At 54.2% G+C, this 24,360-nt stretch carries 31 protein-coding genes; 16 read left to right on the forward strand and 15 right to left on the reverse strand.

Features of this window, described 5'->3' with window-relative positions; all coding sequences use genetic code 11:
- Positions 1-527: 527 nt before the first annotated feature.
- Positions 528-1,439, forward strand: a complete 912-nt coding sequence (locus tag AC3I0A_RS27355) for a DNA-binding protein (RefSeq protein ID WP_103403730.1) — start codon at positions 528-530, stop codon at positions 1,437-1,439.
- A gap of 60 nt (positions 1,440-1,499) precedes the next feature.
- Here AC3I0A_RS27355 and AC3I0A_RS27360 read toward each other — a convergent pair whose 3' ends face one another.
- From AC3I0A_RS27360 to AC3I0A_RS27370, 3 genes are all read right to left on the reverse strand, one after another.
- The gene (locus AC3I0A_RS27360) at positions 1,500-2,786 is read right to left on the reverse strand and encodes an OmpP1/FadL family transporter (protein WP_103403729.1); all 1,287 of its coding nucleotides are present in this window, start codon (positions 2,784-2,786) and stop codon (positions 1,500-1,502) included.
- A 790-nt stretch (positions 2,787-3,576) separates the two neighbouring features.
- Positions 3,577-4,842 (reverse strand): DNA methyltransferase, encoded by a 1,266-nt coding sequence (locus tag AC3I0A_RS27365; protein WP_407004672.1) that lies wholly within the window; start codon positions 4,840-4,842, stop codon positions 3,577-3,579.
- A gap of 161 nt (positions 4,843-5,003) precedes the next feature.
- Positions 5,004-5,528, reverse strand: a complete 525-nt coding sequence (locus AC3I0A_RS27370) for a hypothetical protein (protein WP_407004673.1) — start codon at positions 5,526-5,528, stop codon at positions 5,004-5,006.
- A gap of 217 nt (positions 5,529-5,745) precedes the next feature.
- Between AC3I0A_RS27370 and AC3I0A_RS27375 the strand changes: the two genes are divergently transcribed.
- Entirely contained in the window at positions 5,746-6,555 is an 810-nt protein-coding gene (locus AC3I0A_RS27375) for a hypothetical protein (protein ID WP_407004674.1), read from the forward strand.
- A gap of 780 nt (positions 6,556-7,335) precedes the next feature.
- Here the strand turns inward: AC3I0A_RS27375 and AC3I0A_RS27380 are convergent.
- The 4 genes from AC3I0A_RS27380 to AC3I0A_RS27395 form a co-directional block, all read right to left on the reverse strand.
- Positions 7,336-7,698, reverse strand: a complete 363-nt coding sequence (locus AC3I0A_RS27380) for a histone-like nucleoid-structuring protein, MvaT/MvaU family (protein ID WP_407004675.1) — start codon at positions 7,696-7,698, stop codon at positions 7,336-7,338.
- Between the two features lie 318 nt (positions 7,699-8,016).
- Complete coding sequence (locus tag AC3I0A_RS27385; RefSeq protein ID WP_407004676.1) at positions 8,017-8,241, reverse strand: hypothetical protein; 225 nt, start codon at positions 8,239-8,241, stop codon at positions 8,017-8,019.
- A gap of 14 nt (positions 8,242-8,255) precedes the next feature.
- Positions 8,256-8,642, reverse strand: coding sequence for a hypothetical protein (locus AC3I0A_RS27390; RefSeq protein ID WP_489378731.1), 387 nt, complete (start codon positions 8,640-8,642; stop codon positions 8,256-8,258).
- 86 nt (positions 8,643-8,728) lie between these two features.
- Positions 8,729-9,529, reverse strand: a complete 801-nt coding sequence (locus tag AC3I0A_RS27395) for a phosphoadenosine phosphosulfate reductase domain-containing protein (protein WP_407004678.1) — start codon at positions 9,527-9,529, stop codon at positions 8,729-8,731.
- A gap of 280 nt (positions 9,530-9,809) precedes the next feature.
- Between AC3I0A_RS27395 and AC3I0A_RS27400 the strand changes: the two genes are divergently transcribed.
- The 3 genes from AC3I0A_RS27400 to AC3I0A_RS27410 all read left to right on the forward strand — a co-directional run bounded on the left by AC3I0A_RS27400 (position 9,810) and on the right by AC3I0A_RS27410 (position 11,864).
- Positions 9,810-10,388, forward strand: coding sequence for a hypothetical protein (locus tag AC3I0A_RS27400; RefSeq protein ID WP_050682371.1), 579 nt, complete (start codon positions 9,810-9,812; stop codon positions 10,386-10,388).
- Positions 10,381-10,890 carry a hypothetical protein gene (locus AC3I0A_RS27405; protein ID WP_273875610.1) on the forward strand — a complete coding sequence of 170 codons (510 nt, stop codon included), beginning with the start codon at positions 10,381-10,383 and terminating at the stop codon, positions 10,888-10,890. Before AC3I0A_RS27400 ends, AC3I0A_RS27405 begins: the two co-directional genes overlap by 8 nt.
- 416 nt (positions 10,891-11,306) lie before the next feature.
- Positions 11,307-11,864, forward strand: a complete 558-nt coding sequence (locus AC3I0A_RS27410) for a hypothetical protein (RefSeq protein WP_489378732.1) — start codon at positions 11,307-11,309, stop codon at positions 11,862-11,864.
- Between the two features lie 62 nt (positions 11,865-11,926).
- On the opposite strand, the gene AC3I0A_RS27415 is transcribed toward AC3I0A_RS27410, so the two are convergent.
- Positions 11,927-12,262: a DUF4870 family protein gene (locus AC3I0A_RS27415; protein WP_050682368.1), complete on the reverse strand. Its 336-nt coding sequence runs from the start codon at positions 12,260-12,262 to the stop codon at positions 11,927-11,929.
- Between the two features lie 190 nt (positions 12,263-12,452).
- Between AC3I0A_RS27415 and AC3I0A_RS27420 the strand changes: the two genes are divergently transcribed.
- From AC3I0A_RS27420 to AC3I0A_RS27430, 3 genes are all read left to right on the forward strand, one after another.
- Positions 12,453-13,115 carry a hypothetical protein gene (locus AC3I0A_RS27420; RefSeq protein WP_489378733.1) on the forward strand — a complete coding sequence of 221 codons (663 nt, stop codon included), beginning with the start codon at positions 12,453-12,455 and terminating at the stop codon, positions 13,113-13,115.
- Positions 13,116-13,212: 97 nt separating this feature from the next.
- Positions 13,213-13,530, forward strand: coding sequence for a hypothetical protein (locus AC3I0A_RS27425; RefSeq protein ID WP_489378734.1), 318 nt, complete (start codon positions 13,213-13,215; stop codon positions 13,528-13,530).
- 62 nt (positions 13,531-13,592) lie between these two features.
- A complete protein-coding gene (locus AC3I0A_RS27430; RefSeq protein ID WP_273875616.1) occupies positions 13,593-14,513 on the forward strand; it encodes a hypothetical protein in 921 nt (306 codons plus the stop codon).
- 163 nt (positions 14,514-14,676) lie between these two features.
- Here AC3I0A_RS27430 and AC3I0A_RS27435 read toward each other — a convergent pair whose 3' ends face one another.
- On the reverse strand, positions 14,677-14,889 hold the full coding sequence (locus AC3I0A_RS27435; protein ID WP_425312363.1) for an Arc family DNA-binding protein: 213 nt from the start codon (positions 14,887-14,889) through the stop codon (positions 14,677-14,679).
- Between the two features lie 227 nt (positions 14,890-15,116).
- On the opposite strand from AC3I0A_RS27435, the gene AC3I0A_RS27440 reads away from it, so the two are divergent.
- The 5 genes from AC3I0A_RS27440 to AC3I0A_RS27460 all read left to right on the forward strand — a co-directional run bounded on the left by AC3I0A_RS27440 (position 15,117) and on the right by AC3I0A_RS27460 (position 18,387).
- The gene (locus AC3I0A_RS27440; protein ID WP_489378735.1) at positions 15,117-15,548 is read left to right on the forward strand and encodes a TraR/DksA family transcriptional regulator; all 432 of its coding nucleotides are present in this window, start codon (positions 15,117-15,119) and stop codon (positions 15,546-15,548) included.
- Positions 15,549-15,683: 135 nt separating this feature from the next.
- Complete coding sequence (locus AC3I0A_RS27445) at positions 15,684-16,286, forward strand: hypothetical protein (protein WP_103403711.1); 603 nt, start codon at positions 15,684-15,686, stop codon at positions 16,284-16,286.
- An 88-nt stretch (positions 16,287-16,374) separates the two neighbouring features.
- Positions 16,375-17,319 carry a DsbA family protein gene (locus AC3I0A_RS27450; RefSeq protein ID WP_489378737.1) on the forward strand — a complete coding sequence of 315 codons (945 nt, stop codon included), beginning with the start codon at positions 16,375-16,377 and terminating at the stop codon, positions 17,317-17,319.
- A gap of 241 nt (positions 17,320-17,560) precedes the next feature.
- Positions 17,561-17,812 (forward strand): hypothetical protein, encoded by a 252-nt coding sequence (locus AC3I0A_RS27455; protein ID WP_146041463.1) that lies wholly within the window; start codon positions 17,561-17,563, stop codon positions 17,810-17,812.
- A complete protein-coding gene (locus tag AC3I0A_RS27460) occupies positions 17,812-18,387 on the forward strand; it encodes a hypothetical protein (RefSeq protein ID WP_273875623.1) in 576 nt (191 codons plus the stop codon). The genes AC3I0A_RS27455 and AC3I0A_RS27460 overlap by 1 nt, the downstream gene beginning before the upstream one ends.
- A gap of 12 nt (positions 18,388-18,399) precedes the next feature.
- On the opposite strand, the gene AC3I0A_RS27465 is transcribed toward AC3I0A_RS27460, so the two are convergent.
- Positions 18,400-19,872 carry a 3'-5' exonuclease gene (locus tag AC3I0A_RS27465; protein WP_489378738.1) on the reverse strand — a complete coding sequence of 491 codons (1,473 nt, stop codon included), beginning with the start codon at positions 19,870-19,872 and terminating at the stop codon, positions 18,400-18,402.
- 190 nt (positions 19,873-20,062) lie between these two features.
- On the opposite strand from AC3I0A_RS27465, the gene AC3I0A_RS27470 reads away from it, so the two are divergent.
- The 3 genes from AC3I0A_RS27470 to AC3I0A_RS27480 all read left to right on the forward strand — a co-directional run bounded on the left by AC3I0A_RS27470 (position 20,063) and on the right by AC3I0A_RS27480 (position 22,347).
- Positions 20,063-21,082 (forward strand): M50 family metallopeptidase, encoded by a 1,020-nt coding sequence (locus AC3I0A_RS27470; protein ID WP_103403706.1) that lies wholly within the window; start codon positions 20,063-20,065, stop codon positions 21,080-21,082.
- An 88-nt stretch (positions 21,083-21,170) separates the two neighbouring features.
- Positions 21,171-21,701: an SEL1-like repeat protein gene (locus tag AC3I0A_RS27475; protein ID WP_273875625.1), complete on the forward strand. Its 531-nt coding sequence runs from the start codon at positions 21,171-21,173 to the stop codon at positions 21,699-21,701.
- Positions 21,673-22,347, forward strand: coding sequence for a hypothetical protein (locus AC3I0A_RS27480; protein ID WP_103403704.1), 675 nt, complete (start codon positions 21,673-21,675; stop codon positions 22,345-22,347). Before AC3I0A_RS27475 ends, AC3I0A_RS27480 begins: the two co-directional genes overlap by 29 nt.
- 177 nt (positions 22,348-22,524) lie before the next feature.
- Here AC3I0A_RS27480 and AC3I0A_RS27485 read toward each other — a convergent pair whose 3' ends face one another.
- The 5 genes from AC3I0A_RS27485 to AC3I0A_RS27505 form a co-directional block, all read right to left on the reverse strand.
- Positions 22,525-22,821 (reverse strand): hypothetical protein, encoded by a 297-nt coding sequence (locus AC3I0A_RS27485; RefSeq protein ID WP_103403703.1) that lies wholly within the window; start codon positions 22,819-22,821, stop codon positions 22,525-22,527.
- 250 nt (positions 22,822-23,071) lie between these two features.
- Positions 23,072-23,263 (reverse strand): carbon storage regulator CsrA, encoded by a 192-nt coding sequence (gene csrA, locus AC3I0A_RS27490; protein WP_103403702.1) that lies wholly within the window; start codon positions 23,261-23,263, stop codon positions 23,072-23,074.
- Positions 23,264-23,311: 48 nt separating this feature from the next.
- A complete protein-coding gene (locus AC3I0A_RS27495) occupies positions 23,312-23,584 on the reverse strand; it encodes an HU family DNA-binding protein (protein ID WP_489378740.1) in 273 nt (90 codons plus the stop codon).
- A 71-nt stretch (positions 23,585-23,655) separates the two neighbouring features.
- On the reverse strand, positions 23,656-23,868 hold the full coding sequence (locus tag AC3I0A_RS27500; RefSeq protein WP_050682351.1) for a hypothetical protein: 213 nt from the start codon (positions 23,866-23,868) through the stop codon (positions 23,656-23,658).
- A complete protein-coding gene (locus AC3I0A_RS27505) occupies positions 23,855-24,313 on the reverse strand; it encodes a hypothetical protein (protein ID WP_050682350.1) in 459 nt (152 codons plus the stop codon). The genes AC3I0A_RS27500 and AC3I0A_RS27505 overlap by 14 nt, the downstream gene beginning before the upstream one ends.
- Between the last annotated feature and the right edge of the window lie 47 nt (positions 24,314-24,360).

The following is a 24,360-nucleotide window of genomic DNA, read 5'->3' on the forward strand; positions in this document are numbered from 1 at the left end:
AGTGTCATGGAAGGGGAGAAGGCCCCTCGCTTGGTTGCTCTAACCGATGAGGTGAACAAGCCTCTGTGTCGCACCATTGAAGCTGACCAGGCTCCTCTGATTCCGCGACCCGTACTAATCCAAAAATAAAAGGAATCCTTGGGGAATGGCCTGGTGCATTTAAAGCCATTCCACGAAAGGTGGGATGCCTTTGACACGGTTGTGTCTTACACTTTTCCTTGGGCCCGCATGCCGCTTTGATCTGTGAGGATTATGGGCGGCCTGAACAATCGAGGGTTTAGTTTTTAGCCCCGGCCTTTTGGCCAATTTGTTGGTCGCCGATGAAAGTCTGCTCTGGCACAATCAGCGGCATGACATCCTCGCTCAACCTCGACCATATGCCCCCAGAACACCTCGCGCTTTGGCTGAACCTGCCATGCAGTTGCTGCCCGCAAGTAATGCCTCGGGCAAAATGATCCATCGTCTTGAAACGAGTGTTCAATGGCGACGCTTTTATCCAAAAGAATTGACATGTAAGTAACAATTTCATGAGCGAACTAACCAAACCAAAGTCAAGTAGCCACAAACTAGATGAGATCCCCGAAGCTGTGATCCAGCAACTCGGCAAGCGTTCGGACCGCGATCTGTCGGCTGAATGTGGTATTTCGGCTTACTTCTTGAAGCAGAAGCGTCTTGCCTTGGGTATCGATCAATTCAAGCGTGGCGAATACCCAGAAGAAATGCTTCAGTTGCTCGGGAAGGTTACTGACCGGGAGGTCGGTGAGCGGTTTGGTTATCACATCGCAAGCGTCTGTGCTCTTCGGAAAAAACTGGGCGTGGCCTCCACGGTTAAGCCTGCAACCTTACCAACGCTAACGCCATCCATAAAAAAGCGCGAGATAGTTAACTTGCCGCAGGAATTGGTCAGTCAATTGGGAGTGCGATCTGATCAGGACCTATCCACTGAGTTTGGTTTCACCCTGCACTACCTGAAGAAGGAGCGGAAAGCCCGGGGTATCCTGAGTGTAAACGTGCCTAAGTACCCCGAAGAAATGTTGTCCTTGCTTGGGAAGGTAGCCGATCGTGATCTGGTGGCCAGGTTTGGCTACTCATCAACCACGCTTTCTGTACTTCGAAAGAAGTTGGGGATCAAGCGGCACCATAAGGTCTGGACGGCCGAACGCATTGCGCTACTCGGCAAAATTAAAGACTCGGAGGTCGCGGCCTTGCTCGGCGGCGCATTTACAAAGGGATCGGTCAGTCAATGTCGTCGCTCCCTCGGAATACCTATTTGCCGAGGACCAAGAAATGGCGCCCCAACAGCCCTTTTCCTCTCGCTCAGCCGGGACTTAACCACTGAGAAGATGGAAGCATTGCCAAGTACACAACCAGGTTGGACCAGACAATCGACTCAATTGCCGCTTGTCCCCAGTTCAGAAGCCAATTCGCTTCAAGCCTAAGCCAAAGGAATAAAAAAAGCCCCGGCTCATGCTGGGGCTTTTCGTTTGACCAACAAACGCTTAGAAGCGATAGGTCAGGCCGAGGCCGAGGCCATGTGCGCTGTTTTCATACTTGGCGTTGTAGGTGGTGTTGACACCTGGGGCAAGCGGCTTCGAACGGCTGACTTTAACGTCCTCCTCCATCAAGTAGGAGTACGCCATGTCGACAGTGATGTCTTCGGTTGGGCTCCAGCCAGCACCAAGGCTGAACACTGTGCGATCGCCGGTAGGGATGCGTGGCGAACGGTCTTCGTTGTTGGTAGGCGACTGGTCGACCGAGAAGCCGGTACGGAGTGTCCATTCCTTGTTGAGCTTGTAGCTGGCACCGATGGCGTGGGCCCAAGTGTCGTGCCAATTCTGTGGCTCGCTGATAGTTCCAATTGGGCCAGCGCTGCCGCCCAATAGCGGGGATACGCCACTATTGTTGACTGTGATGTCCTCCAGGCGGCTCCAGCGGGTCCAAGTGCTGCCTAGGTAAAGGGTCACGTTGTCGTTCAGCTCGTGGGTAACCGAGAAATCCACGGACTCAGGGGTCTTGATTTTCAGTGAGGCATCAAACTTGCTGCCACTGAAAACGCTGAACGGAGCACCACTGATTTTTGTTTTGCCCTCGAGCTTGTAATCAACCATCGAGTGGTAGGTTAGGCCCAGACGCGTGCTGTCAGTGGCCTGGACCATGACGCCTATGTTGTAGCCAACGGCAGTGTCGTCCCCGCTGATTTTCACTTCACCGTCGTTCGTACCAGCAAAGTTGCCGCGGACATCAGACTTCAATGTGCCGTCAATACGGTTGATGGTCGGACCGAAACCGATCGAAATCTTGTCATTGAAGGCGTAGCTGACGGTCGGCTGCAGAGTCACAACCGAAACTTTGCTATAGCTACCGAAGTAACGGCCGGCAAATCCGTTTTCATAGTCGGTGACCAGGCCGAACGGTGCGTAAATGCCAAATCCGACCGCCCAATGATCATCAATTGGCTTGACGTAATAGCCCATCGGTACGCCAACGGTAGGAACCATGTCGCCATCGAAGCTGCCGCCTGGAGAATTGCTGCCATCTCTGCTGATATCTGTCTTTGCGAGAATGGCAGCCGCGCCTACGGTCACTTGTTCCCGCTTAAGGCGTGCCATGCCGGCTGGGTTACCAAATACAGTGCTGGCGTCATCGGCAGAAGAAGAGCGGCCGGCAAAACCAGTGCCCATCCCGCTGATGCTTTGTTCGTTAAGAGCGAATCCAGCGGCGAAGAGTTGAGTGGATGCCACGGCCACAGCGAAACCGATGGTGTTCTTGAGAAGCACTTTTTTCATTATTATTAATCCTTGGTGGTCAGCGGCGAGGAAATTACCAATAAAATGCTCGCAGCGCCATAGTCTGTATTGCCTGTATTGCAGGAGATAGAGCGGTTTTGTAGGACAATCCAACACAAGTTTGTGAACCCTTCGGAAATAAATTCAGAAGATTCTTTTGTGCTATGGCGGCACCAACGGGGGAGTCTTTAGCGGATTTATGCTGAGTGCTCAGCGCGACTGGTCTCGGTCAGTTATAGATGACTAGACTTTCTCGGTGGGTTGAAGCAGTAACCGCCCGACGTGCCATCCATTAGCATTGGCTCTGAGTGGATCTGGGCACGCGATAATTCCGCCCATTGTTCGGCATTTTGCCCTAGGTTGGTTAGACAACCTGGAGCGTCGCCGACCTGTCCGTAGAGTGATGCCGGTATTGTCCCCGCCATCATCCCGGTGCTGATTGAAGCGGCAAACCCAAGCGCCAAGAGCGCAGCAATGCCCAACCCGGTAGCGATCTTTTTTTTAGTAACCATAACGTCGGCCTCGTCGAATCTACATCGTCGAGGCTACCCATTAGGCCTGGCCCTATTCGCTCTATCTGTGCCATATCAGGGGCACCGGTCACCAATTATGAGGCATGCCCGTTCGTGCCGGTGTGGCCCAAGCGTCCAGCAGTTGGAGATAACTGTGCGATTGACCCCATGTCCATAGCAAAATCTGTAATAGGCAATACTGCCTATGCAAGCAAATAGGCAAGGTTGCCTACTCGTACGGTTTCCGGACCCGAGCATAATGGCCGTGGGTCGTGCTTCTACGCATCCGACGACCTGAATGCTTCCTCTAATGCCGGATTGATCCAGAAACCTTGGAATGAACGAAAGAGCTCGGCTGCTCCACGCACGTATTGCAGTGCGCTCTCGACGCAGATCCACCGACGTTGATTCTCTTCAGCTGCTCGGCCGGTCATGGCGCGGCCAGAGAAAATATCGGCTACCAAATCCCCAGGCTCTGTCAGGAATTTGATAAAAAAATCTGGCACAGCGAATGGCCAGCCGGCACCGTGCTGGGTTAGGCCCAGAGCGTTTAGGGCCTTTCGATGTTCCCGACCGCGGGCACAGGAGTGGCCAATCTGGAGCGTGTTCTTCGGGATGGCGCCGTTGGTGATTCCGCCAAAGCTTCCGGGGCGGAGCCGATAGGCGTTGTCTCCATAGCTTGTGCTACGTTGTTCACCGCCTTGACTCAAGAGCTTTGCATGACGTGCGGTGTGCGGCCTAAGAACCCTTCGGTTATCTGCTTTACACAAAATGGGATCGAGGGCGAACCACAGGATCGGTTCCCACGAAACATTCAGTTGCTGGCGCGTCCGACTCGACCACTGCATGGGACCTGGGGCCTTCGCTAAATTTACCCATGGGATTCTGTCCATCAATGTCAGTCCAAATCGGTCCTCGAGGGCAATAATTGTGCGTTCCAAATACGTGGATCTTCCTGGGGATTTGTCGAGAAAAGAATCATTGGTCAGATTCAATACGAGGCTTCCAGTTTCCGAAATTTTCGGCACGAGTGGTTCAAGGACCTGGCAGATAAAGTCGACAAATTCACTCGCCGTGGGGTTGCCATAAGCTCGAGAAATTTTCAGGGGGAATGGGGGGGAAGTCAGGACGAGCTCAATCGGCTCATTGAGTCCGGCCAAAGCGTTCGGAGAAGTTCCCCACAAGGCCAGGCCGAGGTTGGTACTGAACCCGAGCAGGGTGAGACCGGGCGAAGGCTTGTTCAGGCCCTTTTTAGCCTTCTCGGTAAGCTGCCATAGCCCTCTGGCACCATCGACCCGCTCAACCACTCCAAGTGCTTTGAGCGACTGCTGTTGCCAGCGGATCGATCGCCGAGTTGTGGAGTGCAATTCGCCGGCGGCGCCGATCGGGCTCCGAGCGTTCATCACATGGTCAGGAATCTCGGCCGTGCGGCCCACGATTTGATAAAGCTCATCGTTGCTTAGAGGGCGGTGAGGGGTTGCCTTAAAGGCATTTTCAACATGCTCGAACAGATCGAGTTGTGGTCTTGCCGGGGGAACAGTCATTGGGTGCGACCTCGGGTTGCTAGGCTAAAGGTGCAGAGTTGAATAGCCCGCCGCGGTGACCGAAGCGGGCGTATGTATGATCGAGGGGGCAACGCCTTTGGAGGGGGATGGCTCTGTCTCGACGCCTTGAGCTCGACAAAGGGGTTGAGAGGTTAGAAGGCTCAGTCGATCATACGAAGAATGGCTTTCTGCTCAGGGTGGGGTTTTGCTTCGGTCTGAACCTTGGCAAGTTCATCCTCGTTGAGCGGCCGTGTCCCATCCTCGACACTGGCGTCGATGATGAAGCCGTACCTGCCGCTTACAACATCTTTCAATGCAAAGTAGTAGTCGTGCAGCATCAGGTTGCCGGCCTCGTCTTCCTTTTCAATGGCAGTGGAATTGCAAGCTGAGAACGCCATCAGGTTTGCGACAAATGAGGCGGCTTCGAGGGTCATGCTTTCCTCATTTTGCTGGAATCTTACGATCTTCTTCTCGCCCTGATCTGGCAGGATCAAAGCAAAAGCACCATTGAGGTACTCACGTATTTCATAGCTACCCCCCTGGTACTCGCTGCCAAGGAGATACGCCATGACATTGAGCACCATCTGCTCCCAGGCTACGCAATACAGACCCAGTTTTTTATGGAGTGCCGCGGGAGTGGTTGGGGTGGTGGTAAAAGGCAGTGCTGTATCGAGTGGTTGAGACATTGTTTGGCTCCCTTGAGCAGTTGTTAGTGGAACCACGCTCTCACACCTTTCCAATATGCAAGCGTGGCGCACATGGGCAGCGGCACTTGCGCTTTTCGCTTGTGGCCGTAGTCTTGTTTCTCGATTGAGGTGCGCAGGTCCTTGTACGACTGGTACGCACAGAGACAAAAGGGCGGTGGCCACACCACCAACGACTTGAGGGAATATGAGATTGACAATGTTCGAGCAGAGACCGACACCCGCGATCACAATTGCCCAATGGCGAACCTGGTTGGCTGGTGCGGTCCCCATATTTCTCAGGGTATTGCCTCTCTATTTCCTGATCACCTTTCTTGCCGCGATGGTTGCAATTGTTTTGTTGCTTACGGTGGGCAAGGCCGCCTTTCACGTCTTCAGCTTGGGGAGCCCGCTCGTATTTATTGTATTGGCCCTGTGCTGTTGGAAAGCAGGGTCCATCAATGGCTCGGAGTTGCTGACAAAGGCTATCGGCCCCGGCTCTCCTTGGCGGAATTTTTTTAGGCTGGCCACTCCCCTCGCACTGATCATTGGTGGTCTGCTAAACCTCATTGCATTGGGGGCAATGCTTAGCTCGGACATTTCGGCGTGGCAGTCAGGGACGCTCCCGCGGTTTGAAATTCCTGACCAGTTGCTTGGGGAAGGGAAGAGGAACCTCCTGGTTATCCTCTACACAAGTGCAGTCGAACAGCAGCTCAGCATCATGCCTCTGTTTATCATCATGGGGGGAAGAGTCGAGCCCTATCTGGTCGCGGCGATGATGTCCGGGCGTGTCAGCTGGGAGAAGGCCAAGTTCTTGCAGGAAGGGCTGTCGAAGCGCGACAAATTGATTCTCGGCCCCATGCGGCTTTTGGTGATCTGTGGCGTTCTTCTGCAGGCATCTGCAAAGTGGCTGGACGCGACAACGAACTCACTTGGAGTTGCTCTGCTGCTGGTCAGCATTTGCGGATGGTTGTTCTATTGCAGCCTTGTGGCATCAGCCGCACAGGATCTAGTACCGGCTGAGCGCTAAGATTCTGCAGGCGAAAAAAAACCCGACACAGTGTGCCGGGTTTTTTTTCGACCACGCTTTCGCGAGGGTCTGTGCTTTAGCCTGATATGCCAGTTGCCTGGAAGAAACTCTGCAGTGCAGAGTGGAGGCGAGTTAGTCCTTTCGTTCGGGAGAACCCTACTTGATGTAACTGACTCTCATACCATCTGCAGCTGCAGTTGTTATATGGGACTGAAAACTTCCCGAGGCACCGACTGCGGACCTCGCTGACCAGGTTTAAAAAAACCTTGGCCCGGAACTACACTGAAGTGTTGAGTTCCCGCTTACTGACAGCGGCAGCCATCTGGACGTCTAGAATTTGTTCCTGCTCGAGCAGGAGCAATGACTCGATTTTGAGGCATTGCGAATAGGGTGCCGGTAAATGCGGCATATCTGAAGCCTGCACCTGAAATCGGACCAGGTCATTGCAATTGAGTATGGGTTGTTCGGTCTGCTGTATGAGCGAAGCGGTTTTGGAGCGGCGAAGTTCAAACAGCTTAAGAAGAGTGGTCCGGGCTGAATCCTGAAGGTCCAGGTAGGGCCATAACGATCGAATGAAGCGCAGGGTAGGTGCTGCAAGCAGCTTGGCTTTCGCCTATCTGGTGAGCAAGCACCAGAGAAAGAGTGAGCATAATGCCAGTGGGCCCCTCTGTGAGCAAGCAGTGTCCCTGAAGTTTCGATGGCTTTCCAACCAGTAGGCGTCTGCCATAAAAAAAACCCCTGAAGACTTCAGGGGTTATGGTTTCATTTTCGCCGCGAGCGTTAGCCGCGCAGCCAGGAGTCAACCGTGCCTGCACCGTACTGCTCCTTCCAGGCTTTCAGGCCGCGGTGGTTACCGCCCTTTGTTTCAATCAACTCGCCGGTATGTGGATTCTGATAAACCTTGACCACACGTGCGCGGCGGGCTTTGGGAGCTGCTTGCTTCGCGCCAGTTTTTGCCGGGGTAGGGTCCAGCAGGTTGATAATGTCGCGCAGACTTTTTTGATACTCACCCATCAGCTTGCGCAACTTTCCCTCGAACTCCAATTCGGTTTTCAAGCGGTCATCGCTGCTGAGCTGCGCCAATCGACTCTGAAGCTCCTTGATAGCATCTTCGGTCGCACGGTACTCATTTATCAGGGACATCGTAATTCTCCAATTGATCTTCAAACTAAGACTGAAGGGTAAACGCAATGTGTGCTGTTTAAGCTAACCCTGCTGGGGCCGCGGAATTCACATACAGAATCTTACACCTGGGGCATGAGATCAATCGGTTAGTTCGCGAACAAAGCCGTCACAGATTGGGACCGTACCTGTTGATCATTAGCTCGCACATTACAATTGCTTTCCGAGGAAAGAATCTTTTGAGGCTGTCGTCTTCCATAAAAATACAGCTCTTTGCAAATGACAGCGACAAAAATGCCCGCTCAAGGCGGGCAGGTGTGTCGCGGGATTTTCCGGGATTCAGTTATTTTTGCCGAGACCCGTCAACTTCATGCCAGGTTGCTGGTTCACCAACTGAAGCATCTGCTTATCAACGTCGTTGACTTCCGAGCAATCTAGCGCTTGGAAGCCAGCATGCCCAAGCATTTTGGCTGCAAGGTTCGGATCACCCAACCGGGTGGCCAGCGCTGCGGCGGTGACAAATCCGTGCTCATAATCACTTAGCGCTTTGAGTGTTTTGCTCATCATCTTTTCCGTATTTAGTTGGGCAACATGCTGGAGCGATAGAGCGCTGACCACGCCAACAAGGTCGCGCTCGGTTGCTCCAAAGCAGCACGGATCATTTCTTCGGCCGATAGCCCGGTGGAGTCATGCACGGCCTGGCCAAGTCGCAGCAGCTCACGTGGAACGGACTGATCGCGAGCCTTTGTTGCGAATTCATACTCCTTGGCCTGACCGTAGACCGTGGACGCATTGAAGCGGGTGCACAGCATATTAATTGCTTGCACCTCGGCCTCGGGCAAGAGGATCGTCTCCCCATCACAAAAGACCTGACGGACGCCTTTCAGAGCGTCGATGGCATCCAGAAATCGCGATGGATCTACCGTTGCCGAAACTGATGGATACTCGGGGTATTCGTGCTTCATGCCGGATATTCCGTGAGGCTTGTTCAGTCGTTGTGAAGCGTCTGGACGCTGTTATGTAGGCCTTTAGCCGTATTTGCGGGCTAAGGTTAAGCCACCAGCTCAACCAATGGAATGCGATTCATATGCATGGTGTAGCCCGTCCGTTGCTCAAGTTCGACGTACTGTTCAAACAACTCAGGGCGCGCAACCCGACCATTTCGCAGGTCAGCTTTGGAAGCCATCACACAGAAGACGCAGCTAAGGCGATCATTGCCCAAGGCATAGGCGTAGTGGGGTTTCTGCCCGGCAACCGCGATGGCGTCGAATACTTCGGTAGCACTCATGTCATGGATCGGCAGCCATTCGAACCATGTATGCACTGAGTTGCTTATTCCCATACGGCTGAACGCAGCACGCTTGGCACGCCCCGGTGACTCCTGAGCACGCAGCCCAAGGCAGTTCACGATGGTCTTGAATCCGTTGGCCTTTGCGTAACGTCGCACCTCACGCTGGGTCGGGCCGCGCTTCAGGTCACTCGTGCACTGGCGGGTTGTGGCTGATGGCCAACTCGGAACTTCCGGGCGGCTCTCATACCTGCGCTCGACCATTTCCAGCAGCGTCTTGGAAGCTGTGGCCACAATGAACGGCAGTGCAGCATCGGCCGCTTGATCACGTGCCAACTCCATGGCTCCAGGCCACTCCATGGCACCCAGCGAAGCGTGAACGACAAGTAGTTGCGACGCTGGCACGCGCTCCAGCAGTCGGATTAACTGTATTTGTGAATCTTTACCTCCTGAGTGATTGGATACAAAAAGCGCTCCATCACGGATAAGTCGATCGACTTCATCCTCCCAAGAGGCACGAATACCCACACCATCGCCAAACAACATCTGCAGCTGAACGCTCATGTGTTTTCCTCAGTACGGGTTGCCGTAGAAGGCACCTCGCCAAACCTCAACTCGATGTGGCAATTCTCCCACGTCAGTGCGAAATGCAAGCCCCAAACCGTGTCCCAAAAAATCCAGATCTAGCCCGGAACCAAGCCATACACCTGCCTAATGGAGACGCGATCGACGTTCGGTGAGGTGGTCGACTGCACTGCCCTAAGCCCCCAAGGACGGGCTGTTATCTCGGGACTTGCATTTTCAGAACTGGTGTCACCATGACGTCAAATATTGGAGGTGCTCTATGACTACCGAGTCTTTCAGTCAGGACCTAGCGGCCCTGATCAAAGCTGTTCCGACTCTACATCTGAAGCCCGGCGAGCTTGACGGTGGTGCGCCGGCGATCTTTGCCGGTAATGAGCCTGTATTTCGCTGCAGATCTACTGAGCTCGGTCACCGGTATGCCGCTTTGGCGGTGATTGCGTTTGAACAGCTGGCGGTGGACGCTGAAAAGCCCCTGACTGCACCGAGCAAGGCGGAGCCGGCGGTTACTCCAGTGTGCTCAGCAGCAGCGGAAGCGGACCTGGCGCAGCGCGTCTCCTCGGTCTTGTCTCTGCAACCCGAGCTGGCATCGAAGGTCCCCTTATGGACCAAGTTGGTGGTCGCGGCCGTGTCTCCCTTTATGGTTGGGGCAGAAAACGAGGCTCCAGCGCTTCCAAGCTCTGGAGGCGCTGCTGTGGCCCAGACCAAGGCCGAAGTGGGGCTCCATGATGCGATCCTTGGATTCATTTCATGGCTATCCGACACGGGTAAGCCAGGCGAACAATTTTCACTTGAGCGACTCGCTGAGCTCGCAGGGGAATGGGAAGAAACACATGCTTGAACAACACACATCCGCACCTGTGGTCTGGCCTGACTACACGGATTCCGCGCCGGAGCTGTTGACCCTGGTAAGGCGGTTTCTTGAGGATGCCCACGTTAAGCACAAGCTCCATCGTGGGGAGCCCGTGAAGACAACCAACAAAGGGTCACAGCGCCTAATTTCGTGCGATGCGGTCCTCTCGCAAGTTCAGTACAGGCCGGACCGCTATAACGCATTGCGGTTTGATTTCAGTCTCTACATGGGCCACGGGCTGTATGGAACGATCGGAACAATCAGCGTGATATCCGCGCTGCGGCAGGAGCTTTTGTCCAGGGTGGGAGCGGTCGTTGACCAGTCTAAATTCTCAATCATGGACGCAGGTTTTGAAGCGGTCCTGAGCAACGGTTCACTAACGGTTTCGAGTGAGATGAGGCCAGCGGGGGCAGTGCTTAAAGCTCATCTATGGGTTCGTGCCAGCGCTCTGGACCCGACCCTGCGCCCAGAGTATTCTTTCGTCTCCTAAAGCATGATGGCAGATTGATCTGCCGTCATGAGGCCACATGGCCACGAGCTGTATTACAGCAATCATCAACCCTTGCGGGCTCTTTCCCGCTAGGGGAGGGGCCCGTGAATTTCCACGGAGTTCCTCAATGAATAGTTCCCAATTTCTGGTCATGGCGGCAATCGTTCTGTCCGGTTGCGTTGACCTGCAGCCCACTGTGAACTCTTCGCCCACCGTCCCTGCTCGCACCGTTCCGGTGTGCCAGCAGTATGGAGGCTCATACCAGTGCCAGTGGATTGAGCTGACATCTCAGCATACGAATCCCGTACGGCCTTCGGATCGTCGCATCGTCCTCTAAGCGCAAATCAAATTTTAAACCCATGCGGTGTTCACATCCCGCTTGGGGCGTGGCATCGCTCTAATCTGGAGCAAGAACCATGAATTACATGCAATTTCCGAACGGCAAAATTTGGCCTGTCCATCTTGATCGCTTGACTGCTTTCGTTGAGGTAGACCTGGATGCCCTGCATGATTTTGACGTCGACGGTCTGGTCAATATTCTTCATGAACTGGCCATTGGAGCGCCGGCGCTGCGCAACATCGAGCACACCGCCAGACATGCCAAAGGCAGTGCTGTTGTGTTCCAAGTTGAGGCGCATGTTGAGTGGTCAGCTTTTGCGGGAGCATCCATACCAAAGGAGGTGGCAGTTCATGAAGTCGTGCAGCAGTATGCCGCTGAACTTGGTTGGGGAAGGGCTGAAGCCACGCATGCGCTGGAGTCCTTCGGAACTGCATATGGCGAGGAGCGGTTAGTTTCGGTGGCCAATGGTCGAGAGCTAAGAATGCCGGCTCGTGGCCCATGCTCGTACGTGCGAATCGTTCAGGTGGGGTTCGAGCTCATGTATTGGGACTCGGCTGAATGGGCATCGGCGCCGGAGGAAGTCATGGGAGCAATTCTGGGACTTGCTGGTCAGTCGGTAGTTTGTCGGCTCTAGCCCCGGACATCACATAAAAAAACAAACCCCCGGTCGCGTCAGTGGCCGGGGGGTTTTCTTTTTCAGGTCGTGGGCCGGTGTTTAGAAAGCGCGAACAGGCCCTGCGCGATTCGCCATACGGACCAAAAAAACCAGGTCGTGAGGACGATGTAACCAACGCCTACCTTAACCGTAAGGCCACCCAACACAACCCAGAGCAGGCTCCAACAGCAAAGTCGGACTTGGGCGCGAAAATGTGTAGCGACAACTTCATCAGGACATTTTCTGTAGATGATGGCGATGACTGCCCCCACTAAAGCTGTGATCCCGAAGAAATAACCGGAGATGTAGAGCAGGTAGATCAGCAAGGCAACGCGCTGAGCAGGCAAGGCACGGGCTATGTGTTTCGCGACCGACATTAGTACTCGTCCATTTTTTCAAAGCAGATCTGCAGGGCGATAGTGAGGTCCCCACATGGATGCTCACCATAGTCACATTTCTCCTATAGACCTTTTGGTGGAGTTGGCCCCGTCCTAGGGAGCAAACCCAAGCTCGCTCCTTTGTTGCACCTGAGACCATAAGCGTCAACTTTGAGTTTTGGACACCATGATGCTGAACGATCAAACAGGTGTAGAGGGCGAATCATCCGACGCCGATCACTCGCAGGAATGGGATGGTTTCAAGTGGGCCTTCTGGTTCGACTCTGATGAGAAGGGTTTGGCCCGAGGGGTCCCGGAAGGCGAGCTCAATGAGTTTTATATCCGCTTTGGCGGGTCCTGGGTCATCACGCACCGGTATTACAGACGACCTGGTTACGTTGCCTCAGTGATTGTCGAGTTGGTTGGAGGCGCGGAGGCCGCGTGCCGAGACAATTTCATTGGCGAGGCCCTTCGGGAATTTATCCCCCAGAACTTTGGGCTCGACTGTATCTACCGGCAATACGAAGGCCACGACATAAGTGAAAGGGATGGCCGCTGGTACAGCGACATTCACGACCCCAAGTTCCCAGATGTCCCTTCAGAGATAGGAGCCGATTGGCGACTTGATCCACGTAGGCAATCGGCGTCAGAGCAGGCGCAGCGCCTGCATGAGGGGAGGTGCCCGATACATGGGATCAAAATGAGCTTTTCTGGCATCAGCATGTGTGACGACCACCCCCTAGTTGTGAAATGCACCCGGCAAGGTTGCACGGTCATTGGGCACCGGGGCCGCGGTGACGTAACAGTACTCGCTAAAAAAATCGCCGGTACCTGTTCACTGTGGTGCGGGTAACACGTAGCCGGCGAGACTCATTCAAGGCGACAACCTTCAGATCTGGCCTGCCATTCCTGAGCATTTACATCAACCACAAATATTATCTGGATGCGCTATGACGAACGTAAACGCTGACGGTGAAACATTGGTGAACGAGCCTGGATCTACCAGGGGAAAATTTCTCGTGGTCTGCAAATGGATTGGTGGGCTAGCGCTTGTCTGTCTAATCGGCTATCCAGCGGTCAAGGCACTATACGAGCCGTGGCAACCGGCGTCCGTCGATGAAATTCGAACTGTGATCGCCGAGTCGGCCTGTGCGAAAAAATTGCTCGCCGATGCGAACAGTAGCGCTCAAGCAATCACGCATAGGGACCTGAAAAAAGTTACGGAGCTCTGTCTGCCGATAGATCAACAGAGCAAAGCGTTCCAATAAATCCAATTTGCACTTTGACGGCCTTGTGGTCTCATTTAGAAAAACCAAAATGAGGTCTAAGGATGAAGTCCATCGGTTACACACTGATCGCTGCAGCTATCGCTTCCCTGGGTGGATGCGCCGCGTACGACGGAGCCAAAAAGGCTCAGGTTGACGGAGTGGGAACGGCACAATCTGCGTCAGTGCAATACGAGTTTCGCGCGGCTGATGAGATGACCATCAAGCACGCAAACAGCGAACCTCAGAAGTTTGCCAGCACTGCGACGGCAACCGACAAGGTCTTTGCAGTAATGGGAATGCCGTCCTTGAAGGCCGCCCCAGCTGGCTCGTTCACTGGCACCCAATTGCGGCAGTCGACCAAAGAGGAAACGATCCGATATATGTCGACCGACTCTTCTCGACCAAGCTCAACAGGAAAGGACCTTGAAGCGATTGGCTTAAACGCAATCGGTGGAGACGTGGGTGGCGCCGGCATGGTGCTGAGCCTGGTGGCAGGCTCACCAAAATTCGACCCACGCGTCACGCAAGGCTATGTTGTCTGCTTTATGCCTAAGGTCGATGGGCAGGACATGGCTGCAGCCGTGGCGGGGTGCGGGGCGAAGATGGAAGCCATGTTTGCCAAGACAGTGGTCGACGTTACCAAATCGTATGATCTGCCAAACGGACAATTCCGGTTGGGCAAAATTGAGACCACGTCTGGCTTAAAGGCCGCCAAAGTCTTCATGGGTCACCGAGGTATCCTCGCTGCAGACGGTTACGCTCCTGTAGATCGTGGTGGTTACCCAGCTCGAATCGTGGCTATCCCGGTTGGGCACGAAACCACGAATGGCTCGGCATCGGGATCGCTCTTCGATTCGATGGTGCTTAAGACCCGTGGTGAAGTGACGTCCGAGCAGCTGGCAGCCGCCCTGTCCAAGAACCTGCCGAAGGACACTGCTTTTTACTTGCCTGACAGTGAGCGTGGACCCTCTGCGTTTTATTGAGACTGGGGCGGCCTAGCATCAGGGCCCCCATTCCAATCTTGCACAATAAAATCGCCCTCCATGTGAGGGCGTTTTTACGCTACCTCTACAGCCACAGCCCGGTTAGGACGATGCTGCCTGATGTGGAGATGCAGCAGTAGAGAGGGGGGCACGCATACAGATATTAAGTGGACTGAATAGCGACAAGCTGTCGCTTCATAGTCGCGATGAGCAACTGAAGTTCGTCCAGTCCATCAAGGTACTGAGTCATTCCATGGACAATTTCTTGGTTGATGCTCCGATTGTTGACGCGACCTTTTTCCCTTATTCGCTCGAGGAGAGTACTCGGTAGGCGCGCAGGGTATTTGGCCTCAGGGTGAGTTGAGTTTTTCGTCATGCGTGCTCCTGTTTTAAAACGACTTTGGCGCCATGGTCGTATCGAAATGAAGGTCGAACTGAAAGAGTCTTTTTGCACACCAAGATGGGGTAGTCGACCTCGTTCAATATCGCCGGCAATGTTTGACGATATGCGTGATTCAGGGGTTCGAATCCGACCCTGGATACGGCCTCCATTGGGCCCATTTAGCAGGTTGCATATTTCAAACTATCGGCATGATTCAGGTGATGAAAAACAACCTGGAGGTTGATGTGACGAAAAGTGAAATTTTGCTCATGAGTGCCGATGACTACATGTCCAACGCGCAGCTTGAATTCTTCCGCGATCTGATCAATACCCACATCAGTGAACTCAGGGTGCGTATCGGCAATTGGCGGGAGGAACTTGAGCGATTGGAGAACGTGCCTGATCCTGGGGACGCCGCGACTATCGAAGAACAGCGTCAAAAGTTAACCAGCTCGATCCGACGTGACTCATCGGCTCTGGACGAGCTCGTGGAGGCTCTCAGCCGGATTGAAGACGGCACTTACGGTTACTGTGAAACCGGCCCGCAAATCGGACTGCGCCGGTTGTTGGTACTGCCCTCCGCCAAACTGTGCGTGGAAGAGCAGGAGCGCCGTGAGGCCAAAGACCGCCATCGCGCAAGATTTGCCGCCTGAAATGTGTGGGGTTGGCTCTACTGCTCAGTGGTGAGTTCAACCCCTTCTTCATAGGGTGAAGAATCGAGCTAAACGCAACTACCAGTCCAATCAATGGGGCAAAACGCTACAAGCGTAGTTTGCCCGGAGGTAAAAATGGACATTCAACACTTAGGCAACGGGACCATTAACTTGAAATACCAGGCCGCCCACAGGGCAGAGCTGTTGTTGATGCGCAAGGAAGCCCGCTGCGTTCTTCAACTTTTCGTCCAGGAGCGGCAGAAGTTGCGATCGGCCGAGCGCGCGCTGGGAATCCTTGATGCGAAAGGTAAAGGGCAGGGGCTTCCAAGGGATGACATCTTTGTATATCAAAGCTATTTGGCTCAAAGCCGTTTTTTTGCCACTCGAATGAGCAACCTGGCTGTCACTCTTGCCGCATATGGCCAAAGGTTAATTGTGCTAATGGACGCACTCACACCGATCTTGACGCTGAACGAGCGCCTGGATCTCGTTGGCGCTCAAGCGAAAAGCCTTCCTGGTGCTGGATGGGCGACGGCTTCACTTGTTCAATTGGTTACCCGGTACAAGGCAGAAGATTCTTCTTCCTGTAGCCGCGGTGAAATGGGGCCGCTATTAGCCTGTTTGTTGGCGAGTCGTGGCGAGTTGATCGTGGTTCAGAAATCGGTGCGACAAGCCACGCAGATCCATTCCCCGATACTGCCATCAGTTGCTTCTCTCATGCTCGTGGCCGCACGGTAACCGAGCCAGTTTGAGGGGCTGATTAGCCCCTTTCGGTTTCCGCGGCTGAGTATCGTCTCCTGCACTAGATACCACTGCAGGAACAGCCATGCTCAACCTCAAACCGCTCATCCCGGCTATAGCCATCTCAGTCGTCCTCTCCCAAGTTGCAACCTTTGGCGGGCTTGCGGCATTCAACGCCTTGCAGGGCGGTCGATATCTCGATGACAAAGTAGCCGCTGCTGTCGACGATCTCATTGTCCAGCGCGAGCTTAAGGAAATTGAAGCCTACGCCAGTGCCCAGTATGCCCGGTACCCCAATGCAGTCGACACGGTGCCAAATGACGCGCGCGTATACGGTGACCTGAAAGCGCGTTTTACCCTGGCCGAATTCTCCGATATGGAGTGTCCGTACTGTAAGCGTCTGCACCCAACAATGAAGGAAATTGTTGATCGCTCTAACGGTGCCGTTAACTGGCAATGGCGACATCTGCCTCTGCAGTTCCATAACCCGGCGGCCCACGATGAGGCAAAGGCCTCCGAGTGCTTCGCAGAGCAAAAAGGCAACAAGGGCTTTTGGGTCTTTCTCGACCAGGTGTTCGAGCTTTCTGCTGGCAATGGTGGCGGGGTAAAGGACTTGCCGGCGCTGGCCAAACGACTCGGTGGCGACAAGGCGAAGTTTAACGAGTGCATGGCCAGTGAACGTCACAAGGACCGGATCAACGAGCACATGTTGATGGGCGAGAAGATTGGCGCCACCGGAACGCCTGCGACGATGGTCATCGACAATCTCACCGGTGAAAAGGAGTTTGTTAAAGGCGCCCAGCCGGCCAGCGCTTTCATTACCGTCATGAAAAAAATGATGGTCAGCGAACGAGCGGACGCTCAGGCCGATGAGCAAAAGCAGAAGGGTGAACAGGTTGATGGTGGGGCTGTTGTAAGCGAGCAAATACTGGGCTATGGCGCTCGCGGCGGTGCAGCGCCGGTGGCAGAGAAAACTGCCCCGGTGGCGACGGCTGATGAAGAACATGACGCCGGCACAGATGAGCAGTAGAACAACATTCTGAGCAGATCTCTCAGGAGCAGGGCTTGCATATTGGCTCTCTCGGTTGATTCTGAGAGAGCCATTTTGTTTGGAGAAAACCATGTCACACCAATGCGTCATAGCCATTCTGGGGAACTTGCCGGTCCGCGCTTTGCCCTCAAGAACCGTTGACCTCTACGCGCGGGCATTTTCCGAGTTTCAGCTGCAGACTGGGCGACGTCCCTACCGGATGCCTGGCTTGGCAATTGGAATGAGTCACTGCAGCGAATGCGGGGCGCGAGTCGAGCCAGACCTGGTGATTGACGAGATCCTGCTGCAGATGAAGGCTTTAGAGTCTGATCAGGAGTATCCGAAAATTGTTGAGGGGGCGATCGACGAGTGGGCTCAGCACGCCCGGGATTCACTGGTCGCGGCGGATAATGCCGACCCTGCTCATCGGGTGGAAGCTGAGGGTCGGGCCAACCACAGCGATATCCAGGGTGCAGCCGGAGCCACTGCCTAATGAACAAGCTCAACTCCCATCGGCGCCGGCCGGGATTTGGTGCGGCGATCATCAGACCCCTTGCCTACGCCTGCTTCTTCTATTTTGGTGTGGGTGATCTCTTTCCCACCCTAATGCGTCGCCTGGGCATGCTTGAGGCTTCTTCGATCCTATCGGGTGCTGGTGTAGCCTTTGCAGTGTTCTGCGCTGTGTGGGCGCTTCTTGGAGGGCTCCGCTGGGTTCGGACAGGACGTAGTTGGCAGATTAAGGCCCTTTTCTCAGGCTTTCGTGTGGACCCTCGGGAAGACCTTAGAAAAATTCCTGCGCTGAAGGGCGAGTTAAGTGAATCGAAAAAGGTTGAACTCCTGGCGCTCACCAAGATTTCAAGTGGGTGGGGGGAGCTTGAGCACGAATTGAAGGTCCGCGGATTTCGTATGGTTCCCCATAGCCGCGACCTTTGTCTTGCGACGCTGGACTCGAACATTGAGGTGCTATGCACAATGTCGAGTTTGGGATTCGGCTCTAGCTACGAGTCCCTCTGCAAGCGATTTGGGGCATCACCGGATCATCTAGTGCCGCTCCGCCGGGCGATATGACACGGCGGTTTTTCAAACCCCTTGCGCTTGTTTAGCGGCCATTTTTACCTTGTAGGCGTGTTCGCGCATGAGGCCAATCACGACTTGATTGACCGCCAATTGGTACTTCGCACGGGTGGCCGCGACGTACAGCAAATTGAGCTCATCCTCACGCGACCCATGGTCCATCTGAGGGTCCAGTGGGTCCGGGAAATCATCCATCAGTGCGACATTGGCAAACTCAAGCCCTTTCGATCGGTGGGCTGTGGCCAGGATAATGTCGGCTTTGTCCTCCTCGTTTACCGTCATCGCGCGCATCTGACGTAGGCGTGCTTCAAGGTCATCGTAGGCGTTGATGATCTTGATGGCTCGGACCATTTCGCGATCTTTCGTTTCCTCTGCGATGGTCAGGTATTGGTGCCAGTTGCTGAACTCCTTCAACAGCCGTTTGTTTTTGACCTTATCAGTGCGGCCTTCGCTGAACCAATACAGGTCCTCGATGCTCGAGATCTGATACGAATCAATTTTGCCGATCCAAAACACTTTTTTGCCGGCGGCGGTGTAGTCCAGCGCTGAAAGGATGACCCCCATGACCGTGCGGTGGAGCAACGCGGGACGTTTGGCATCGCTGTCTAAGGTGGATCGAATTTTAGTTCGAGCGCCGGCACCTATTACCGGTACCGTCTCGCCTTTGAAACTTAGAATGATGTTGGCAAGGGCGGCTGTTGCTGGCCCAAATCGAAACGACCTGGTCAGGCGAAGGTCAACCGCATCGTCGAGGTCTGGATCATCCAACGCATTGTCAGAACCTCTGAAGCGATAGAGTTCCTGGTGCCGATCGCCAACGAAAATCTTCCTGCAAGATTGTTTCTTGATGAGGGCCAGTGTCAGGCCGTTCAGGTCTTGGCTCTCATCGGCCAGGATGACATCGTAGGTTCTACTGAGGTCCGGATTGCTGAGCAAATACATTTTCAAGTAGCCATCGTGCAACAAGGGTACCGACGTGTCTTCAGGGTCGATCATCCGTTCCCAAAGATACTCTGCAGACTTGAAAACATTCTCGATGAAGCTCGGTGGCATTTGCGAGCCCGGCATCCTTTTGACCATTGGGAGATGGCTTTCATGAAAGGTCTCGAGGGGGCTGCACAAAAAGTTGTTCAAGGTATCGACCACGGCCCTTACCACGGTCCAATCATTCGTATTCAGTACCTTGGCCATGTCCCCAAGGCGCAAACCACCCTCGAGCTTATGCTCGTATTTTGCCCTGTAACCTTTGTAGGCCAACTCGTGTGTGGTCGCGCAGACGACGTTTTTCGGGAAGCGTTTTTTGGCCTCATCCCTGATGGCTTTGTTGTAAGCCAGGTACAGGTACTTGAGGCGGTTATGTTTGCGCGAATAGCCTTCGAGGGAGGTCGTTTTGGACGCACCAGCAAACGCTCGGAGCCTAATGAGCGGTGCCGTGCAATTGAGAAATTCCAGCTGCTCCGATGTCCAGTTAATGTCCACGGCCGTTCCTCTAGATTCGATCAGGCCAATCTAGCAAGGGGAGAGGAGCGCAGGTGTTGAGACTGAGCCTGTAGACGGGTTCGATCTATGACAGATGTTGGTGCCCCAGGCCGGGCATCAATGTCGCTCCGCGGCGAGCTTGAGGAGGGTGAGAATGAGCGGCCCCCCCCCCACTTTCCGTGAGCCTTCAATGTTTAATGATTCTAACTGGCAACTGATCGTACAGTACCTGGCCTACATCTTCCTGATGCCGCCCTTGGTCATTCTGGTTATGGACAGGCTGGTTCAGTCGCTTGTCCGGAGCGTTTTCCCGTTCTACGCGGTCACAGGTGTTCTTGGTACGCCCATACATGAGTTGGGGCACGTTTTGGCGTGCTGGATGTTCGGTTTGAAAATAACTCAAATCCGGCTCTACTCACCCGACGCGGCCACCGGGCGTCTTGGCTATGTCGCCTTCACCTATCGTCCGTCCTCAACAGTTCACGCTGTTGGGCTGGTGGTGCAAGGTGTTGCCCCAATCTTTATGGCATTCCTATTGTTTGAGTTCCTCTTTCCATTAAACCCTGCTGTGGCTCCTTGGGGAGATAGTGGATTTGATGGATCTGTCTTCCTGGAGGGCGTGGTCGGCGCTTGGACGCTGGTCTACGGGAATCTTTGCGCAGGCGGGATGGGCGCCGTGTGGAGTATGTCCGCGCTGATCATAGCGATGCACTGCATACCTTCGTGGGCTGATATCCGCCTGGCCTTAAGGGGAGGTGTCGTGCTGCTGGTTATCGCGCTTGCTGCGTCATTCCTGTTCAAGGTCGATTTTGCGAGTCAGCTCCCCACAGTGTTGCGTAATGGCCTGGCTCACGCCCAGGGAATGGCGGATGCGATGAGCATGCGGGCGCTTGAGTGGGTTATCTACGCGGTGACCATGGTCACGACATTGGCTGTTGCCGGGGTGTTTGTCATGTTGGTGCTGCCTTCTCTCGTCGTGATCGTACTAAGACGATTGCGATACGGCGGTGCGGTACCGTCTCATCCAGTCGCTGAGCTGGATCGCGCCGGCGGCAGCGACCCGGTCGCTGGGTTTGGTGTTCTTGTCAGTCCGGATGACGGCGTTGAAGGCAAAAATAGGACGATGAATTCTGGTGCCACAAAAAATGGTAAACGCATGGGTGGTCCGCCAGCAGACCAAAATGGAATTGGAGAGGCTTCAGAGTCGTAGGGTTTGCCCCGGCCGTAGGGCCTATCTGGAGAGATCGCACAGGCACGGGGCGAATATAGTCGTCTCACGTTATTAGCGAGTGCCATTTATGCGAATTGTCGTTCTGCTAATCCTGCTTCTGGCGTTACCCGCATCGGCAAGTGACCCGGTATCACTCGAGGCGAATATTGCTGATGCCATCTCTCGCGACGACCTGGACGCCGCTGGTGTGGCATTGATCGAGTTGAAGGAAATGGCCTGTAGCGGCAATCCTGAGGCCGCTGCCAAGATCGGCCGACTCTATCTCTTCGGCAACGGGCTCCTTGGGAGGGATCTTGAAAAGGCGAAGTCATTTTTACGGTTCGGCGCCGAGAGTGGAACCTCTCACTCGGCTGCAGATCTGGCGATCGCGATTGCGACAAACGCTGCTGGAGCTGAGGAGCTACAGGAGGCGGCGAAGTGGGCAAAAGTTGCACGATACATCGACGGCGAGGGTAGTTCAGATGTCGTTGTTCAACTGGTCAACTTGGCCGCAGCTGGCACCGATCTAACCGTAGGGGTTCAGCGAGGTGCTCGCTGGATTCAACTTTACCGAACTCGAGGTGTAACCGTTGAAGGATCTCCTTGTCAGCCTGGCTAGGTTTGTGAAACCGGGGTTGAGCATCATCGCTGCAGCACTGGTTGTTAACATTCTGTTCCAGATCCTGTTGCCGACATTCAAACCATTACTCCTAGTCTATGGGTTAGCCCTGCTCTTTGGCTTTCTCATGATTGTCCAGGGTGTGGGTCAATGGGCAATTACCTGGTTCGATAGTGGCACCAAGCGAGCCGGCTTCAAGGCCAGGTGCAATCACTTGTGGTCCATGGCGCCGCAGGTGCATGACCATACGCATGACGGGGTAATGCAGGACCTGATGATCCAACCGCTACCAGACGATTTCAGTGGTCAGTGCTGGGCATTTGGGATCGATACCTCAGGTTATCCCGGGTATGAGGCGGTAGGTTACTTGCTTGTCGATGGCTCAATGCTGCACCTCGCTGTTGTCGCTGGGGTGCGTGGGAAATGGCACATCGATTCATACTGCAGAGCAGCATGCACCGTTGAAGGTTCGGTCTTCACCATCCAATCAATTTGTGGTCCGTTGACCGGCTGGATCGGTGTCGGTTCGATGTTGGGCGTTAGTCTGGGTCAAACAGGGGATGAGGGGTTGCGCGGAGGACCTTTCGGATACGTTCGAATTTACAAGTGCGGTGTGCCACAAGTGCTTTACCGGTTCTGCAATTAGGTAAGTCGCTCTAGGTGATCATGGCGCACACCACCTAAATGAAATAGAACAGACCTTGGCAGCAACTGGTGCTACTGCCAAGGCAACTCTCAAAGTGCCCTGCCTCCGTGAGGCAAGGCGATTTTGGATAGACGCATTGCCAAGGTATGAACCAGGCCATGCCTACCACTCCTTCGATTACTTGATCACCCTGCATTCGACGTGAATGGGTTCACTCAGTGGTTCCCAATCGGAGTCTTGAATTGTGGTGGCCAAAGTAGCGGCCTGGGTCATTGCAGCAAGCAAATTTGAGTCTTGAACGTTCACTGCGATGGTGCGTTTCAAGGTTTGCGTCACGAGAACCTCATAGGTCCGCGTGGCTTCATGGTCTGTTGGAATAGTGATCGTGTAGTTCACCAACAGCTTCTCTGCGATCCGCGCGGCCAGCAGGCCGATCGACAAGGAGAGTTTTGATAGCGGGGCTTGATTTGACATGGCGTTCTCCGAAAGTGTGGAGGCCATGTCCCCCAATGGGGAAATGGACCCCACTAGGTTGGAAATTGGTGCTGATGATTGCTATCAGCTGGACTTCACGCCAGGACATCCTGGACGCGAAAGAATCTTTTTGAGGATATCACATGCCGACAGACATGGAGCCAGCCCGGTTGGCCTGAGAGCGATTAAGCCAGTAGGGAATCCTGACAAAAAAGCCGGCTAAACGCCGGCGACTTTCCACCAATGGTTGTCAGGCGCTTTGTCTTTGTTGCGTGGAGCCGGATTGCTGGATCAGGTTGTAAATCTCTTCGCGGTGAACCGGTGTCGCCCTGTCGGCTTCGACTCCGATACGAACCTGGTTGCCCGAGACGTTGAGAACCGTCACGCGAATGTCATCGCCGATGACAATAGTTTCTCCGACCTTCCGTGTGAGAATAAGCAGTCTTGATTCCTTCTTAGACGCTAGGGAGTCACCCGCGTTATAGGTTTTTTAGTTGACTGATTCTTTGAGCGATTTACCAGCCCGGAAGGTGGGCGCACGTCGGGCCCGTAGCGTCATCGGCTTCCCTGATTGGGGATTTCGACCAATACGTTCGGGGCGGTCCACAACGTTGAAAGTACCAAAGCCGACCAATGTAACGGAGCCACCGCCTTCCAGAGTGGTGGTGATTGCATCGATTAGTGCATCAACAGCTTTTCCAGCAGCGACTTTCGTAACGTCCGCACTAGCTGAAACTTTTTCCACGAGCTGATTTTTATTCACTTAGGCGCTCCTTTTGGTTGGCCTGTACTGTCAGGGCGAAACTAGAAATATCCCATTACATCAAGGTGTAGCTATGAGAGTGAATTGCCCGGCGGGCGCAGGCCAAAGAGTGCGATCAGATCCCCAAATTCCCGTCGACCTTCCCCCAGCAGCTGGAAATCTTCAGTAGTCGGTTGTTGGCCGTGCATCACCTTGGAGTTGACCCTTTCAAGCGACGCAGTTAGATCCAGGAGACGTTGAAGTTTTTCCTTCGTCTCATGTGGTATTACGTCAGTGTCGAACATGTGAAGCGCCTCTGCTCTTACTTTGCCTGGCGAGGAACACAAGCCTACGAGCTTCCATTTCTGCGCATGTACCCTGGTCAAAAGTCGGAGGAGAAATGTCGAGGTCGCCAAGCTCCTCCAATAGGAACTCCATCTCATAACCGGCTATTTTGTACAGTTGCTGCAATGCAATTTTGACTCGCTCTTCCCTGCAGCCAACAACACCCCCGACCAGGAAATCATTGATCAGTTCGCATGCCCTGGTAGGTTGAAGGCCAATGGCTTCCATTTCGAGGGCGCCGAGACCAGCCTCAGCCTCATCACCCGAATGAATCTCGATAACGCCCGGCACGACACCGATCACGACATTCAGGGTGTTGGTGCCAGTGGCAATCCCGATCTCAACAGGAAGCTTAGCGTTTGCTGATGAGTAACTGGTTACTGCAATTGCGCCGTCGATACACATAATGGTCCAAGAGCCTCCGTCTAATCGGCGCATTATCCCGATGCCAT

This window comes from Pseudomonas sp. KH_024_B2, assembly GCF_057839965.1.